The sequence below is a fragment of the Streptomyces sp. TS71-3 genome, assembly GCF_018327685.1.
Taxonomy (GTDB): Bacteria; Actinomycetota; Actinomycetes; order Streptomycetales; family Streptomycetaceae; genus Streptomyces.
On sequence record NZ_BNEL01000001.1, the window covers coordinates 4,015,935 to 4,032,074 of the forward strand.

Here is a 16,140-nt window from a genome sequence, read left to right on the forward strand (position 1 = left end):
GCGCGCGTGTTACGGAGCCCGGCGGCACCGGTTACGGCGCCGGTACGGTGGGCTCCCCGCACCGGGCGGGGCACGGTGAGGCCCTTCCCGGAGCGGTGGAGCGCGGCTTCGGGGCCCGCGGCGGCACCGGCAGGCCGCCCGTTCCTCACCGCGGCGAGCCTCACCGCGGCGAGCCTCACCGCGGCGAGGCGAGTGCCCTCGATATGCCCTGCTCCTGGGGGCCCAGGAAGTGCGGGTCCGGCCGGAGGGCGGCGTCCACGGCGGCCTTGCCCGCGGCGAACAGCTCTCTCGTGGCGCCGTACCACCAGGTGGCGTCGTGGACGTCGTCGGCCGCCACACCGTACGCAGTGATGCCCGCCGCCTCGCAGAGCGCGACCGCCCGGCGGATGTGGAAGCCCTGGCTGATCAGCACCGCGCGCCGCACGCCGAAGATCTTCCTGGCCCGGACGCACGAGTCCCAGGTGTCGAAGCCCGCGTAGTCGGTGACGACGCGCCCGCCGGGCACGCCGTGCCGGGCGAGGTAGGCGCGCATGGCGTCCGGCTCGTCGTAGTCCTCGCGGCTGTTGTCACCGGTGACCAGCACGACCTTGACGCGGCCCGCGGCGTACAGCCGGGCCGCGGCGTCCAGGCGGTGCGCCAGGTACGGGGAGGGCTCGCCGTCCCACAGCCCCGCGCCGAAGACCACCGCCACCTCCGTGCTCGGCACGTCGTCAGGGGTGCGCAGGCTTCCGTCCGCCGTCAGGAACATCCACGTGGACGGCGCCAGCGCGAGCACGCAGAGCACCATGAGGGCCTGCACCGCGCGCCGCCGCCCCGCGCGATCCCGCGGCACGCGCAGCCACGACGGCCACCGCGACCACCGCGGCCACGGCGGCCACGGCACCTTGGGCCGTTCCATGCCCACGGGCCGTCCCGCACCCACCGGCCGTTCCGCACCCGCGCGCCGTTCCGCACCCGCCGGCCCCTCCGGCCCCGGCCCCTCCGGTCGCTCCTCGCCCCGCCCCATCGGATCCCCCCGTGTCCCTCTCCCCGTCACGCCCTGCCACCCCGAAGCCAGCGGGCCCCCGAAGCCGGCGAACCCAGCAGGACCCACCGAGGTCGGCGAATCCAGCGGACTCGCCGAGCCCCGCGAACCCAGCGAACTCACCGAAGCCGCCAGGTCCAGCGGATCCCGCCGAGGCCGGCAGCTCCAGCGGACCCCACCGTAGGACACCCCACTGACACCGCCCCCGCAACCGCCGTGAGGCCCCCTGCAAACAGCCGTGACAGGCGTGCAACGGGACCGCAACGTCCCCGGGTCACGATCCCCGCATGACGGTGTCCACAGGCCCACGCCCCGTGCTTGCACACCCTGCGCTTGCACACCCCGCGTTCCCCACCCGGTCCGGCGAGGCTTCCCCGACGCTGGTCGCCGTGGCGCACGGCAGCCGTGACCCGCGGGCGCTCGACACCGTCCGGGCCCTGCTCCGCCTGGTACGCGGGCTGCGGCCGGACGTGCCGGTGCGGCTCGGGCACATCGAGCTGAACGAGCCGTTGCTGTCCCGCACGCTCGCGGCACTGCCGCCGGGCCGGGCGGTGCTGGTGCCGCTGCTGCTGGGGCGCGGCCACCACGTCTCGTACGACATACCGGCCGCGGCCGCCGCCGCCCCGCACCTGGACATCCGCCTCGCCGAGCCGCTCGGGCCGCACCCGCTGCTCGCCGAGGTGCTGCACGAGCGGCTGCTCGAAGCGGGCCAGCGCATCCCGGGCCCGCGCATCCCGGGTCCGGGCACGCACGCCGTGGTGCTCGCCGCCGCCGGCTCCCGTGACCCGGACGCCGCCGTGGACACCCGCACCACGGCGGCCCTGCTCGCCGCGCGGCTCGGCGTGCCGGTGGCGCCCGCGTTCGCCTCCGCGCCGTCGCCCGGCGTCCCCGAGGCGCTGCGCATGCTCGCCGCCCGTGGCCGGAACGCCGCCGTCGCCGCCTACTTCACCGCCCCCGGCCGGTTCGCCGCGCAGTGCGCCGCGGCCGCTGAGGCGGCGTCAGGCTGGGCCTCGGCACCGCTCGGCGCGCATCCCGCGATGGCCCGCCTCGTGCTGCACCGCTACGACCAGGCCATGGCCACCGGGACCACCGCCGCCACCCGCCGCTTGCACCACGGACTCGCGTCCGCCTGACCCGGGACCCGAGGATCCCGGTAGCGACCGCGCCCCCGTCCGGAACCTTCCCCGACCGGACCCCTCCGCGACACCAACCCGCCCCGGCCGGAACGCCCCCTTTGCGCGTACTGTCAGGGCATGGAAGGCACCAGACCGGGCACGGAGGAGAACGTGGACCCCACGTCGTCCTCCCCCTCCGCAGGCTCCACCCCCTCCGCTTCCCCCTCCTCGGCTTCCGCGTCCTCCGCGTCCCCTTCCCCGTCGGCCTCCTCCGCCGCCCCCTCTCCCTCCGCCTCCTCCAACTCCTCCGCCGCTTCCCCGGCATCCCGGAGCAACCCCGAGCCCTCAGGCACCGTGCCCGAGCCCTCCTCCACCGTGCCCGCCGCCCACTACGACGCCGCGTCCCTGGAACGGTGGGCCGCGGAGCCCGACAAGCGGGCGGGGCGCACCGCGTTCCAGCGCGACCGCGCGCGCGTGCTGCACTCCGCCGCGCTGCGCAGGCTCGCCGGCAAGACCCAGGTCGTCACGCCTGGCACGCTGCCTGAGACGCCCGGCCGCGGCGGCGCGGACCAGGCCCGGGGCCCCGCGTGGGACCCCAGCCCCCGCACCCGGCTCACGCACTCCCTGGAGTGCGCGCAGGTGGGACGCGAGCTGGGCGCGGCGCTCGGCTGCGACCCGGACCTGGTGGAGACCGCCTGCCTCTCCCACGACCTCGGCCACCCGCCCTTCGGGCACAACGGCGAGCAGGCGCTGAACGAGGTCGCGAAGGACTGCGGCGGCTTCGAGGGCAACGCCCAGTCGCTGAGGCTGCTCACCCGCCTGGAACCCAAACGGTTCGTGCGGGCCGGTACCGTGACCGGCGCGGGCGCCGCGGACAGCGCTCTCGGCGGCCCCGGCCGGGAGTCGGAGGGACCGGCCGACGAGCTCATCAGCGTCGGCCTCAACCTCACCCGAGCGGCCCTCGACGCCGCGACCAAGTACCCCTGGCCGCTCGGCGGCCACCCCACTGACCCGGGTTCGCGGAAGTTCGGCGTGTACGAGGACGACCGGCCGGTCTTCGACTGGATCCGCAGGGGCGCACCGCCGTACCGCACCTGCTTCGAGGCGCAGGTGATGGACTGGTCCGACGACGTCGCCTACTCGGTGCACGACCTGGAGGACGGCCTGCACGCCGGGCACGTCGACCCCAACGTGCTGGACGCGGAGCCGGAGCGGCGCGCCGTCTTCGACGTGGCGATCGGCCGCTACGTCCCCGCGGACACCGACCCCGAGGAGCTGGCCGAGGCGCTCGACGGGCTGCTCGCGCAGGAGTGGTGGCCGCACGGCTACGACGGCACCGCGGTCGCCCAGGCGCGCCTCAAGGACGCCACCAGCCAGCTCATCGGGCGGTTCTGCCTGGCGGCGGAGGCCGCCACGCGCGCGCGGTGGGGGCCCCGGCCGGGCGCCGCCGGGCCGCACGGGCTCAGCCGGTACGACGCCCAGCTCATGGTGCCGCGCGCCACCCGCAACGAGTGCGCCGTGCTCAAGGCCGTCGCCGACCTGTACGTGATGCAGCGCGCCGAGCAGGAGCGGCTCCGCGCCGACCAGCGCGTCGTCGTCGCCGAGCTGGCCGCGGCGCTCACCGCCCGGGCGCCCGAGGGCCTCGACCCGCAGTTCCGGGCGCTGTTCGACGCGGCCCCCGACGACCGGGCGCGCAAACGGGTGATCGTCGACCAGATCGCCTCGCTCACCGACGCCACGGCCCGCGCCCTGCACCACCGGCTCACCCGCAGAGGGGGATGACCGCCGCGGAACGCGGAACGCGCCGCCCGAGCGGCCCCGGGGCACCCCGCCGGGCACGGCGCGCCCGCACCGGGTGTGACGGCGACTGGCCTGTTCGGGCCACTCCCTCTTCCCGCAACACGCAGGGTGCGGGAGGCTCGGAGTGGGCGCCATGGTTACCAGGAGGAGGCACCAAGTGGTCGACGCGGATCTCACGTTCGTCATCGTCGGTGGAGGTCTGGCCGGAGCAAAAGCGGCCGAGACACTGCGGTCGGAGGGCTTCAACGGGCGAGTGATCCTCATCTGCGACGAGCGCGACCACCCGTACGAGCGCCCTCCCTTGTCCAAGGGCTACCTGCTGGGCAAGGAGCCGCGCAGCAAGGTCTTCGTCCACGAGCCGGCCTGGTGGGCGGGGGCCGACGTGGAACTCCACCTCGGACAGGTCGCGGTCGCCGTCGAACGCGCCGACAAGGCGGTACGGCTCGGCGACGGCACCCGGATCCGCTACGACAAGCTGCTGCTGGCCACCGGGGCGGAGCCGCGCCGGCTCGACATCCCCGGCACCGACCTGGCCGGCGTGCACCACCTGCGGCGGCTCGCGCACGCCGAGCGGCTGCGCGGCGTGCTCGCGTCCCTCGGCCGTGACAACGGGCACCTGGTGATCGCCGGAGCCGGCTGGATCGGCCTGGAGGTCGCGGCGGCCGCCCGGGAGTACGGCGCCGAGGTCACCGTCGTCGAACCGGAGCCGACCCCGCTGCACGCGGTCCTCGGGCCCGAGGTCGGGCAGATCTTCACCGACCTGCACGCCGAGCACGGCGTCCGCTTCCACTTCGGCGCCCGGCTCACGGAGATCGCCGGGCAGGACGGCATGGTGCTCGCGGCCCGCACCGACGACGGCGAGGAGCACCCGGCGCACGACGTGCTCGCCGCGATCGGCGCCGCGCCGCGCACGGCGCTCGCCGAGTCCGCGGGGCTCGACCTGGCCGCTGCCGCGGAGGGCGGCGGCATCGCCGTCGACGCCTCGCTGCGCACCTCCGACCCGGACATCTACGCCGCCGGCGACGTGGCCGCCGCCCAGCACCCGCTGTTCGGCAGCCGCCTGCGCGTCGAGCACTGGGACAACGCCCTCAAGGGCGGACCCGTCGCCGCGCGCGCGATGCTCGGACGCGACGCCGGCGAGGAGCGCGTGCCGTACTTCTTCTCCGACCAGTACGACGTCGGCCTCGAGTACTCCGGATGGGCGCCGCCCGGGTCGTACGACGAGGTGGTGCTGCGCGGGGACGCGCCCAAGAGGGAGTTCATCGCGTTCTGGGTGCGGGACGGGCGGGTGCTCGCCGGGATGAACGTCAACGTGTGGGATGTCACGCAGGACATCCAGCACCTGATCCGCTCCGGCGCTCAGGTCGACACCATGGCCCTCGCCGACCCGTCCGTGCCGCTCGACGGGCTCGCCGGCTCGCTCTCCGGCTGAGGACGCACCGTCCGGTCCGCCCCGGACATGCGGGGTGCCGGGCCCGGAGGGAACGGCGGACACCCCGGACCGGGAAGGCACCCCGCGGCGGCGCCGTAGAATCCTCGCGTGGCAGGGCGGATCAATGACGAGGACGTGAAAGCGGTACGGGACGCGGTCCCGATCGACGCGGTGGTGTCCGAGTACCTCCAGCTCCGGGGCGCGGGCGGAGGCAACCTCAAGGGCCTGTGCCCCTTCCACGACGAGAAGTCCCCGTCCTTCCAGGTGAGTCCCTCCAAGGGCCTCTTCCACTGCTTCGGCTGCCAGGAGGGCGGCGACACCATCACGTTCGTGATGAAGGTCGACCACCTCACCTTCTCCGAGGCGGTCGAGCGCCTCGCCGCCCGCGCCGGCATCACCCTGCGCTACGAGGAGGGCGGCTACAACCCCTCCCACCAGCGCGGCGAGCGCATCCGCCTGGTAGAGGCGCACGGCATCGCGGCCCAGTTCTACGCCGAGCAGCTCGACACCTCCCCCGAGGCCGAGGCGGGCCGGGTCTTCCTCGCCGAGCGCGGCTTCGACCAGGCGGCGGCCGCGCACTTCGGCGTCGGCTACAGCCCCGCCGGCTGGGACCACCTCACCCGCTACCTGCGCGGCAAGGGCTTCAGCGACAAGGAACTGCTGCTCTCCGGGCTCTCCCAGGAGGGCCGGCGCGGACCCATCGACCGGTTCAGAGGCCGGCTGATGTGGCCCATCAGGGACATCGGCGGCGACGTCGTCGGCTTCGGCGCCCGCCGCCTGCGCGAGGACGACAACGGGCCCAAGTACCTCAACACCCCCGACACCGCGATCTACAAGAAGTCCCAGGTGCTGTACGGCATCGACCTCGCCAAGAAGGAGATCGCGAAGGCCAGCCGCGCCGTCGTCGTCGAGGGCTACACGGACGTCATGGCCTGCCACCTCGCCGGTGTCCCCACGGCCATCGCGACCTGCGGCACGGCCTTCGGCGGCGAGCACATCAAGATCCTCCGCAGGCTGCTGATGGACAACGGCTCGGCCCGGGTGATCTTCACCTTCGACGGGGACGCGGCCGGGCAGAAGGCGGCCCTGCGGGCCTTCGAGGACGACCAGAAGTTCGCGGCCGAGACGTACATCGCCGTCGCGCCCGACGGCATGGACCCCTGCGAGCTGCGCATCGCCAAGGGCGAGGACGCCGTCCGCGACCTCGTCCAGCCCCGCACCCCGCTCTTCGAGTTCGCGCTGCGGCAGATCGTCGCCCGCTACGACCTGGAGACCCCGGCGGGCCGCGCCGCCGCGCTCGACGAGGCGGCGCCGGTGGTGGCGCGGATCAAGAACAGCGCCTCGCAGCACGAGGTGGCCGTGCAGCTCGCGGGCATGCTCGGCATCCTCGACACCCAGTTCGTGGTGCGGCGCGTGGCGCAGATGGCGCGCTGGGCCCGCGACCGCGGCGGGCGCGGGCCCGCCCCCGCGGGCCGTGGGGCCCAGCAGGCCGCCCCGGCCCCGTCGGCCGGCCCGCGGCACAGCGGCCCCGCGCTCAACCTCCGCAGCCCCGCCCACCGCACCGAGCGCGAGCTGCTGAAGCTCGCGCTCCAGTACCCGGAACTCGTCTCCCCGGCCTTCGACGCCTACGGGGCCGACGAGTTCACGGCCCCGCCGTACACCGCGGTGCGCATCGCCATCGAGGAGGCCGGCGGTGCGGAGCAGGGGGCCCAGGACGGCCACGACTACCTGGCCCGGGTCCGCGAGGCCGCGCCCGACGACGCGGTGCGGGCCATGGTGACCGAGCTGGCCGTCGAGACGATCCTCCGCAGGACCGTCGACGAGATCTACGCGGCCACGCAGCTGGTGCAGGTCCGGCTGCGTGCGGTGGACCGCCGGGTGCACGAGATCCAGGGAACCCTGACCCGCCTGTCCACCGGCGGCGACCCGGCCCACCTGGCCGCCGTGCAGAACGAGCTCTGGGTGCTCCAGCAGTACGGGCAGTCGCTGCGGGACCGGGGTGCCGAGGCGTTGTGAGCCTGGCGGCTCACGGTGACCCGGGAGGATCGTGAGTCTGGCTGCTCACGCTCACCCAGCAGGGGCGCGGGGAACCCTGAGCCTGCCGGTTCCGGCCACCCTTGATCGGGGCGAAGCCCCGTCCTTCAAGGGGCGCGGGGAACCGCGCGACCAGCCACAGCGCGACCTGTGGGTCGACACCGGCCTGAAGGGGCTGGTTTCTGTCGTTTCCCGACCACCAGCGGGTGGGTGGTTGCTCGCGCAGTTCCCCGCGCCCCTGGGGGGTGGCCGGTACGGCCACGGTGCCCCGGGCCCCGGCGTGGTGGCCGGAACGGCCAAGGCGCCCCCTGGGCAGCCCGCGCGGGAGAGTAACCGAACGGTCACAGCACGGACTCAGAAACTCGTCGCACGCCCCTCGTGGCGGAGATGTGTCGTAGCGCACACTGGGTTGCGGTGCCTGAGTCCCCGGAGCGCGGCCGGCCCGCCGTAGGCGGGCTCCCCACCCCCGCGGTTCCGCCCATCGTGTCCGGGACGGCCGGCGGCGCGGCCGCCGTTGCCGGTCCGGGCCTACCGCTGTCGCCTGCCTCAGCAGCGATCACCCTGGAGGTCGCCCCCGTGCAGACCCAGACCCTCACCTCTACCGACAGAGCCGCGGCGACCGACGTCCTGCCAGCAGTGCCCGCACAGAGCCGGGCCGTGCACCACCCCGAGTCGGGGCCCGCGGGCACCGGCGCCGAGGAGTCCGAGGCCCCGGCGGCGGACGAACGGCCCGTCCCCGACCTCGCCGAAGCGATGGAAACCGGCCAGATCACGAGGGCGGGGGAACGGGTCCGCGGCGAGCCCCAGGGGCCGTCCTCCGACCTGTTCCGGCAGTACCTCCGCGAGATAGGCCGCATCCCGCTGCTCACCGCCGCGGACGAGGTCGAGCTGGCCCGCCGGGTGGAGGCCGGGCTCTTCGCGGAGGAGCGGCTCGCCGGCGCCGCGGACCTCGACTCCGAGCTGGCCGTGGACCTCGACCGCCTCGTGGTGATGGGCCGGATGGCCAAGCGCCGCCTGATCGAGAGCAACCTCCGGCTGGTCGTCTCGGTCGCCAAGCGGTACGTCGGCCGCGGGCTGACCATGCTGGACCTGGTGCAGGAGGGCAACCTCGGGCTGATCAGGGCGGTCGAGAAGTTCGACTACGCGCGTGGCTACAAGTTCTCCACCTACGCCACCTGGTGGATCCGGCAGGCCGTGTCCCGCGCCCTCGCCGACCAGGCGCGCACCATCCGCGTCCCCGTGCACGTCGTCGAACTCATCAACCGCGTCGTGCGGGTGCAGCGCCGGATGCTCCAGGAGCGCGGCCACGAGCCGACGCCGCAGGAGGTCGCCGCCCAGCTCGACCTGCCCCACGAGCGGGTCAGCGAGGTGCTGCGGCTCGCGCAGGAGCCCGTGTCGCTGCACGCGCCGGTGGGGGAGGAGGACGACGTCGCCCTCGGGGACCTCATCGAGGACGGCGACGCGGCCTCGCCCGTGGAGTCGGCGGCGTTCCTGCTGCTGCGCCAGCACCTGGACGCGGTGCTCTCCACCCTCGGGGAGCGGGAGCGGAAGGTGGTGCAGCTCAGGTACGGGCTCGTGGACGGCCGCCCGCGCACCCTGGAGGAGATCGGCAGGCTCTTCGGGGTGACCCGGGAGCGGATCCGGCAGATCGAGTCCAAGACCCTCGGCAAGCTGCGCGACCACGCCCTCGCCGACCAGCTCAGGGGCTACCTCGACTGACAGTGAGGATGTGACGTGGTGACGCTGCGGGTGGGCCTGACTCGCCGACTGACTGACGTCTCGACTGTCCTGTTTGGGATTTGTCGACCCGCCGGGCGTCACCACGCACGCGGCCGGACGGGCGTTTGTGACCTTATAGGAGCTTGGTCCAGAAGCCCCGTCACTGTCTTGTCCACCCGCCCGACCGGCGCGTGCCGCCCTCGGCTCGGACAAGCGGCAAGGACGGACATGACCAGCATGACGCACGGCGGCCCGGAGATCACCGGCGGAGTCGACACCCACGGCCTGACGCACCACGCGGCCGTGATCGACACGGTCGGCCGGCACCTGGCCGACCGGGAGTTCCCCGCCACCATCCGCGGCTACCGCGACCTGCTGGACTGGATGCGCGGCCACGGCGCTCTCACCGCGGTCGGGGTCGAGGGCACCGGCGCTTATGGAGCCGAACTCGCCCGGGTACTGACCGCCGCCGGGGTCACCGCCGTCGACGTGGACCGCCCGGACCGCAAAACGCGCAGGATGAAGGGCAAGTCGGACCCGATCGACGCGTATGCCGCCGCGACGGCCGTGCTGTCCGGCCGGGCCACCGGCATCCCCAAGAGCCGGGACGGCGTGGTCGAGGCGGTGCGGGTGCTGCGGATCGCCCGCCGCAGCGCGGTCAAGGCCCGCACACAGGCCATGAACCAGATCCGTGGTCTGCTCGTTTCGGCTCCCGCGATGCTGCGCGAGCAGGTCGCCGACCTGGAGCGGCCCGCGCTGATACCACGCTCGCCCGGCTGCGGCCCGGGGACGACCTGTCCCGCCCGCTTGCGGCGACCCGGGCATCACTGCGTCGGCTCGCCCGCCGTCACCAGGCGCTGGACGCCGAGATAGCCGAGCTGGAGACCGAGATCGGCCCACTGGTCAAGCAGGCCGCCCCCGCGCTGCTGGAGCTGTTCGGCGTAGGGCCCGAGGCCGCCGGGCAGCTGCTGGCCTCGGCCGGGGGCAACCCCGAACGGATGCGGCCTGAGGGCGCGTTCGCGCACCTGGCCGGCGTCGCCCCGATCCCGGCCTCCTCCGGCCGCACCCACCGCCACCGCCTCAACCGCGGCGGCGACCGGGCCGCGAACAACGCCCTGCACACCATCGTGCTCACCCGCATGCGCTTCGACGAACGCACCCGCGCCTACGTCGCACGCCGCACCAAGCAAGGACTGAACAAGAAGGACATCATGCGCTGCCTCAAGCGCTTCGTCGCCCGTGAGGTCTACCGCGCCTTGACCAGCACACCAACCGGACGAATCACTCAAACCGACCTGGCTCCCACGGCTTGACAGCCATAGGAGCATCCCCGTCCCCGAACGGCGGCAGGGCTCCCCGGCACCGAGCGGCGCCGGGGAGCCCTGCCGTGCCGGGGGTCCGCCCCGGTCAGTCGACCTCCGCGACCGCCTGCGCGAACTGCGCCTTGTACAGCCGCGCGTAGGCGCCGTCGGCGAGCAGCAGGGAGTCGTGCGTGCCCTGCTCCACGATGGAGCCGTTCTCCATGACGAGGATCGTGTCCGCGTCCCGGATCGTGGAGAGCCGGTGGGCGATCACGAACGACGTCCGGCCGTGCGCCAGTTGCGCCATGCCCTTCTGGATGAGCAGTTCCGTGCGGGTGTCCACGGAACTCGTCGCCTCGTCCAGCACCAGGATCACCGGGTCCGACAGGAAGGCCCGGGCGATGGTGATGAGCTGCTTCTCACCGGAGCTGACGCCCGTGCCCTCGTCGTCGATCACGGTGTCGTAGCCGTCCGGGAGTGTCCGGATGAAACGGTCCGCGTGTGCCGCGAGCGCCGCTTCCTCCACCTGCTCCCGGGTGACGTCCCCGGCGGCGCCGTAGGCGATGTTCTCCGCGATGGTGCCGCCGAACAGCCAGGTGTCCTGGAGCACCATGCCGATGCCGGAGCGCAGGTCGTCCCGGGACATCTTCGCCACGTCCACGCCGTCCAGCGTGATCCGGCCGCCCGTCACCTCGTAGAACCGCATGAGCAGGTTCACCAGCGTGGTCTTACCGGCGCCCGTCGGTCCCACGATGGCGACCGTGTGGCCCGGCTCGACCTTCAGCGACAGGTCCTCGATCAGCGGCTTGTCCGGCTCGTAGCGGAACGAGACGTGCTCCAGCTCGACGCGCCCTTGCAGCAGCTCCGGCTTCTGGCCGGGGACCGGGTCGGCCTCCTGCTCCTCCGCGTCGAGCAGCTCGAAGACCCGCTCGGCGGAGGCCACCCCGGACTGCACCAGGTTCGCCATCGACGCCACCTGCGTGAGCGGCATCGAGAACTGCCGCGAGTACTGGATGAACGCCTGCACATCGCCGATGGACAGCGCGCCCGACGCGATCCGCAGCCCGCCGACCACGGCCACCAGCACGTAGTTGAGGTTCGAGACGAACATCATCAGCGGCTGCATGATGCCGCTGTTGAACTGCGCCTTGAACGAGGCCTCGTACAGCTCGTCGTTCTGCTCGGCGAACTGCCGCGCCGACTCCTCCTGGCGTCCGAAGACCTTCACCAGCGTGTGGCCGGTGTACATCTCCTCCACGTGGGCGTTCAGCTTGCCCGTGGAGCTCCACTGGCGCACGAACTGCGGCTGCGAGCGCTTGCCGACGGCGGTCGCGATCACGAACGACAGCGGCACGGTGACCAGCGCGACCAGCGCCAGCAGCCAGGAGATCCAGAACATCACGGCGAGCACGCCGACGATGGTCAGCAGGGAGTTGATGAGCTGCCCCATGGTCTGCTGGAGCGTCTGGCCCAGGTTGTCCAGGTCGTTCGTGGCGCGGCTGAGCACCTCACCGCGCTGCCGCTTGTCGAAGTACGACAGCGGCAGCCGCGACATCTTCGCCTGCACCTCGCCGCGCAGCCGGAAGACGGTGAGGTTGATGGCCCGGTTCGCGAGCCGTGTGGAGACCGACATCAGCAGCCCCGCGACGAGGAACGTGCAGGCCGCCAGCAGCAGCACCCTCCCGACGGCGTCGAAGTCGACCCCCTTGCCGGGGGTGAAGTCGAGCCCGGAGAGCATGTCGGCCACACCGCCCTGGCCGCGCTGCCGCAGGCCGTCGATGGCCTGCTCCCTCGTCACCCCGGCCGGCAGCCGGCGGCCGATGATGCCGCCGAACACCAGGTCCGTCGCCCGCCCGAGGATCTTCGGACCCAGCACCGACAGGCCCACGCTGAGCACCCCGGCGCAGAGCATCGCGATCATCGTGGGCTTCTGCGGCTTGAACTGCCTGATCAGCCGCTTGCCGGAGCCCTTGAAGTCCATGGACCGCTCGGGTCGCCCCGCGGCCATCATCCGTCCGCCCGGCCCGGCCATCAGGCGGCCTCCGCTTCCGTGAGCTGGGAGAGCACGATCTCCCGGTAGGTGTCGTTGTCCGCCATCAGCTCGTGGTGGCGGCCGGTGCCGACCACCCGGCCCTCGTCGAGGACGATGATGCTGTCCGCGTCCCGGATCGTGGAGACCCGCTGGGCGACGATCACGACGGTCGCCTCCGCGGTCTCCCGGCCGAGCGCCGCGCGCAGCGCCGCGTCGGTGGCGTAGTCGAGTGCCGAGAACGAGTCGTCGAAGAGGTAGATCTCCGGGCGCTGCACCAGCGTGCGCGCGATGGCGAGGCGCTGCCGCTGGCCGCCCGAGACGTTGGTGCCGCCCTGGGCGATCGGCGAGTTCAGGCCGCCCTCCAGCTCGGCCACGAAGTCCCTGGCCTGCGCGATCTCCAGCGCGTGCCACAGCTCGTCGTCCGTCGCGTCGGGGTTGCCGTAGCGCAGGTTCGTGGCGACCGTGCCGGCGAACAGGTACGGCTTCTGCGGCACCAGGCCGACCGTCCTCGCCAGCAGCGCCGGGTCCATGGTCCGCACGTCCGTGCCGCCGACCAGCACCGAGCCGTCCGTGACGTCGAAGAGCCTCGGCACCAGGCCCAGCAGGGTCGACTTGCCGCTGCCCGTGGAGCCGATCACCGCGGTGGTCCGCCCGGGCCGCGCGACCACGTCCACCGCCTTCAGCACCGGTTCCTCGGCGCCCGGGTAGCGGAAGCCGGCGGCACGGATCTCCAGATGGCCGTGGCTGCGCAACTCGCTCACCGGGGCCTTCGGAGGCGCCACGCTGCTCTCCGTGTCCAGGACCTCCTCGATGCGCTCGGCGCACACCTCGGCGCGCGGCACCATGATGAACATGAACGTGGCCATCATGACGGCCATCACGATCTGCATCAGGTACGCGAGGAACGCGGTGAGCTGGCCGATCTGCATGGCGCCGCTGTCCACGCGGTGCGAGCCGAACCAGACCACGGCGACGGAGGAGAGGTTCACCACCGTCATCACCAGCGGGAACATCAGCGCGAGCATCCGCCCGGTGCCCAGCGCGGCCTGGGTCAGGTCGTCATTGGCGACCGCGAACCGTTCCTTCTCGTAGGGGTCGCGGACGAAGGCGCGGATGACGCGGTTGCCGGTGATCTGCTCGCGCAGCACGCGGTTGACCGTGTCCAGGCGCTTCTGCATCGACCGGAACAGCGGGCGCAGGCGGCGCACGATCAGGCTCACGGCGACGGCGAGCACCGGCACGACGGCGACGAGCACCCCGGACAGCGGCACGTCCTGGCCGAGCGCCATGATCACGCCCCCGACGCACATGATCGGCGCCGAGACCATCAGCGTGAACGACATCAGCATGAGCATCTGCACCTGCTGCACGTCGTTGGTGGTCCGGGTGATCAGCGTGGGCGCGCCGAAGTGGCCGACCTCGCGCGCCGAGAAGGACTGCACCCTCCCGAAGATGTCCCCCCGGATGTCCCGGCCGAACGCGGCGGCGGTGCGGGCGCCGTAGAACACGGCACCGACGTTGCACACCACCTGGGCGACCGTGGCGCCGAGCATCACCGCGCCGTGGGAGAGGATGTAGCCGGTGTCGCCGTTCACGACGCCGTTGTCGATGATGTCGGCGTTCAGGGTGGGCAGGTAGAGGCTGGCGCTCGTCTGGAGGAGTTGCAGGAGCACCAGCAGCAGGAGAGGTCTCTGGTACGGACGCAGATAGGTCCGCAAAAGTCGTATGAGCACGCTTTTCTCTTGCTCTCTCGGAGGCAGGGCGGATGGCGGGAACCCTCGGGGGCGGACGTGCCGGGGCGATGGCCGGTCAGTGCCTCCCCCTGGCGGACCGCCTCCCCGAGCGGCCGTCACCCCCCTATCGTCGGGCACTCCACCCGCGTTACCTCAAGTGGTTTTAGCCAAGAGCGGACCAAACCTGCGGGAATCGTGTACACCGCAGGGGGATGAGCACTGCGCCGCAGTGCCCTGGGGAGCCGTACCGGGCGCGGCAGGACGCGCGGGGCGCGCGGTGGCGCCCGCCGTCACGAGGCCGAGAACGCCTCGGGGTGCACCTGGTCGCGCACGGCCGTGTACTGCTGCCGGACCGCCTGGCCCACCGGCAGTTCCTCGCCCGGCTCGAAGACCTCCATCGACGGGGCCGGCCACTGCGGCGGGGAGTTCGGCGTCAGGCTGCCGTTCGAGGCGCCGAGCGCCCATGCGGCCTGCCGGGCCGCCCCGATGGCCGCGTAGTCGGCGGGCTGCGGCACCACGATGGGGGCGCCGAGCAGCGGCGGCGCGGCGGCCTGCACGGCGGGCAGGTCGGCAGACGCGCCCAGCAGGAAGACCCTGCGCACCGTCACGCCCCGGCCGCGCAGCACGTCCAGCGCGTCCGCCAGGCCGCACAGCATGCCCTCGAAGGCGGCGCGCGCCAGGTGCTCCGGTTTCATCGACTCGCGTCTCAGCCCGGTGAGGGTGCCCGCGGCGTGCGGCAGGTGCGGGGTGCGCTCGCCCTCCAGATAGGGGAGCAGCACGAGGCCGTGGGAGCCGGGCGTCGACTTCATCGCCAGCGCCGAGAGCCCTTCCAGGTCGACGCCGAGCAGTTCGGCGGCGCCGCGCAGGGTGCGCACGGCGTTGAGGGTGTGCACGACGGGCAGGTGCATGCCCGTCGCGTCGGCCAGGCTGGTGATCATGCCGCGGGAGTCGATCAGAGCCTCGTGGTGCACCGCCATCACGGAACCCGAGGCGCCCAGGGAGACCACGGCGTCCCCGAGCCCGATGCCGAGGCCCAGCGCCGCGGCCATCGTCTCGCCCGTGCCCGCGGAGATCAGCAGCCCCTCGGGGGTGGTGCCGGCCGCCTCCGCCGGGCCCAGCACATCGGGGAGTGCCACCTGGTGCCCGAGGGCCAGCTCCACCAGATCGGGGCGGTACGCGCCGGTCGCCGCCGACCAGTAGCCCGTGCTGGACGCCGCGCCCCGGTCCGTGGTGCGCTGCGCCGGGCGGCCCAGGAGCTGCCACACCAGCCAGTCGTGGGCGCCCATCACGGAGGCGGTGCGCTGGGCGGAGTCCGGCTCCGCACGCGCCAGCCAGCGCAGCTTGGTCACCGGCTGCGCCGCCTGCGGCACGCACCCGACGGCCTTGGCCCACGCCTCCCGGCCGCCGAGCCGGTCGACCAGGTCCGCGGCGGCCGACTGGGCCCGCTTGTCGCCGCCGACCAGCGCGGGGCGGACCGAGGAGCCCTGCCCGTCGAGGGGTACGAGCGCGTGCTGCTGCGCGCAGACGCCGATGGCCCGCACCCCTTCCAGCAGCCCGCCGCCCGCGGCGTCGCCGAGGGACAGCAGCCAGGCCTGCGGGTCGATGTCAGAGGGCTTGCCGTCGCCGCTCTCCGTCGGATGCGGCGCGAAGCCCTGCCGCAGCACGGCCCCGGTGTCCGTGTCGCAGACGACGATGCGGGTGAATTCCTGTGAACTGTCCAGCCCGGCGACTATCCCCATACGCCGATTCTGCCGCACGGCGGGGAGCCGGCTTCGAGCGGGCCGGGGCCGGGGTCGGCGGGGTGGCTGCTTCACGTAGGCCGTGGCTTTTTGCGCAGTTCCCCGCGCCCCTGGGGTTGGGGGGTTTCTGCCGGTTCTCGGCTGTCCGCGGTTTGTGGTTGTTCGCGCGGTTCCCCCCGCCCCGGGGCGGGGAGGGGGTCTCTGCTGATTT

At 73.3% G+C, this 16,140-nt stretch carries 12 protein-coding genes; 7 read left to right on the forward strand and 5 right to left on the reverse strand.

Translation table 11 applies throughout. The annotated features are described in order from the left end of the window. Positions 1-175: 175 nt before the first annotated feature. The gene (locus Sm713_RS16190; protein ID WP_212910315.1) at positions 176-898 is read right to left on the reverse strand and encodes a vancomycin high temperature exclusion protein; all 723 of its coding nucleotides are present in this window, start codon (positions 896-898) and stop codon (positions 176-178) included. A gap of 413 nt (positions 899-1,311) precedes the next feature. Here Sm713_RS16190 and Sm713_RS16195 point away from each other — a divergent pair, with 413 nt between their 5' ends. Continuing rightward, a complete protein-coding gene (locus tag Sm713_RS16195; protein ID WP_212910316.1) occupies positions 1,312-2,157 on the forward strand; it encodes a sirohydrochlorin chelatase in 846 nt (281 codons plus the stop codon). 113 nt (positions 2,158-2,270) lie between these two features. On the opposite strand, the gene Sm713_RS16200 is transcribed toward Sm713_RS16195, so the two are convergent. Next, the gene (locus Sm713_RS16200; RefSeq protein WP_212910317.1) at positions 2,271-2,492 is read right to left on the reverse strand and encodes a hypothetical protein; all 222 of its coding nucleotides are present in this window, start codon (positions 2,490-2,492) and stop codon (positions 2,271-2,273) included. 1 nt (position 2,493) lies between these two features. On the opposite strand from Sm713_RS16200, the gene Sm713_RS16205 reads away from it, so the two are divergent. The 6 genes from Sm713_RS16205 to Sm713_RS40450 all read left to right on the forward strand — a co-directional run bounded on the left by Sm713_RS16205 (position 2,494) and on the right by Sm713_RS40450 (position 10,437). Beyond that, positions 2,494-3,921 carry a deoxyguanosinetriphosphate triphosphohydrolase gene (locus tag Sm713_RS16205; RefSeq protein ID WP_212910318.1) on the forward strand — a complete coding sequence of 476 codons (1,428 nt, stop codon included), beginning with the start codon at positions 2,494-2,496 and terminating at the stop codon, positions 3,919-3,921. Between the two features lie 175 nt (positions 3,922-4,096). Next, on the forward strand, positions 4,097-5,371 hold the full coding sequence (locus Sm713_RS16210) for an NAD(P)/FAD-dependent oxidoreductase (RefSeq protein WP_212910319.1): 1,275 nt from the start codon (positions 4,097-4,099) through the stop codon (positions 5,369-5,371). A gap of 108 nt (positions 5,372-5,479) precedes the next feature. Then, the gene (dnaG, locus tag Sm713_RS16215; RefSeq protein ID WP_212910320.1) at positions 5,480-7,387 is read left to right on the forward strand and encodes a DNA primase; all 1,908 of its coding nucleotides are present in this window, start codon (positions 5,480-5,482) and stop codon (positions 7,385-7,387) included. A gap of 432 nt (positions 7,388-7,819) precedes the next feature. Continuing rightward, on the forward strand, positions 7,820-9,124 hold the full coding sequence (locus Sm713_RS16220; protein ID WP_249416324.1) for an RNA polymerase sigma factor: 1,305 nt from the start codon (positions 7,820-7,822) through the stop codon (positions 9,122-9,124). A gap of 228 nt (positions 9,125-9,352) precedes the next feature. Next, positions 9,353-9,997, forward strand: a complete 645-nt coding sequence (locus Sm713_RS40445; RefSeq protein ID WP_249416325.1) for a transposase — start codon at positions 9,353-9,355, stop codon at positions 9,995-9,997. A 95-nt stretch (positions 9,998-10,092) separates the two neighbouring features. Beyond that, a complete protein-coding gene (locus Sm713_RS40450; RefSeq protein WP_249416615.1) occupies positions 10,093-10,437 on the forward strand; it encodes an IS110 family transposase in 345 nt (114 codons plus the stop codon). A gap of 94 nt (positions 10,438-10,531) precedes the next feature. Here Sm713_RS40450 and Sm713_RS16230 read toward each other — a convergent pair whose 3' ends face one another. The 3 genes from Sm713_RS16230 to Sm713_RS16240 form a co-directional block, all read right to left on the reverse strand. Then, positions 10,532-12,457 (reverse strand): ABC transporter ATP-binding protein, encoded by a 1,926-nt coding sequence (locus Sm713_RS16230; RefSeq protein ID WP_212910321.1) that lies wholly within the window; start codon positions 12,455-12,457, stop codon positions 10,532-10,534. After that, a complete protein-coding gene (locus tag Sm713_RS16235) occupies positions 12,457-14,190 on the reverse strand; it encodes an ABC transporter ATP-binding protein (protein WP_212910322.1) in 1,734 nt (577 codons plus the stop codon). The genes Sm713_RS16230 and Sm713_RS16235 overlap by 1 nt, the downstream gene beginning before the upstream one ends. Positions 14,191-14,480: 290 nt before the next feature. Continuing rightward, positions 14,481-15,929, reverse strand: a complete 1,449-nt coding sequence (locus tag Sm713_RS16240) for an FGGY family carbohydrate kinase (RefSeq protein WP_212910323.1) — start codon at positions 15,927-15,929, stop codon at positions 14,481-14,483. Positions 15,930-16,140: the final 211 nt, after the last annotated feature.

Excerpts from the sequence above, each read along its gene's own strand:
- Sm713_RS16190 (WP_212910315.1), bottom strand. The coding sequence starts at position 898 with ATGGAACGGCCCAAGGTGCCGTGGCCGCCGTGGCCGCGGTGGTCGCGG.
- Sm713_RS16195 (WP_212910316.1), top strand. The coding sequence starts at position 1,312 with ATGACGGTGTCCACAGGCCCACGCCCCGTGCTTGCACACCCTGCGCTT.
- Sm713_RS40445 (WP_249416325.1), top strand. The coding sequence starts at position 9,353 with ATGACCAGCATGACGCACGGCGGCCCGGAGATCACCGGCGGAGTCGAC.
- Sm713_RS16230 (WP_212910321.1), bottom strand. The coding sequence starts at position 12,457 with ATGGCCGGGCCGGGCGGACGGATGATGGCCGCGGGGCGACCCGAGCGG.
- Sm713_RS16240 (WP_212910323.1), bottom strand. The coding sequence starts at position 15,929 with ATGGGGATAGTCGCCGGGCTGGACAGTTCACAGGAATTCACCCGCATC.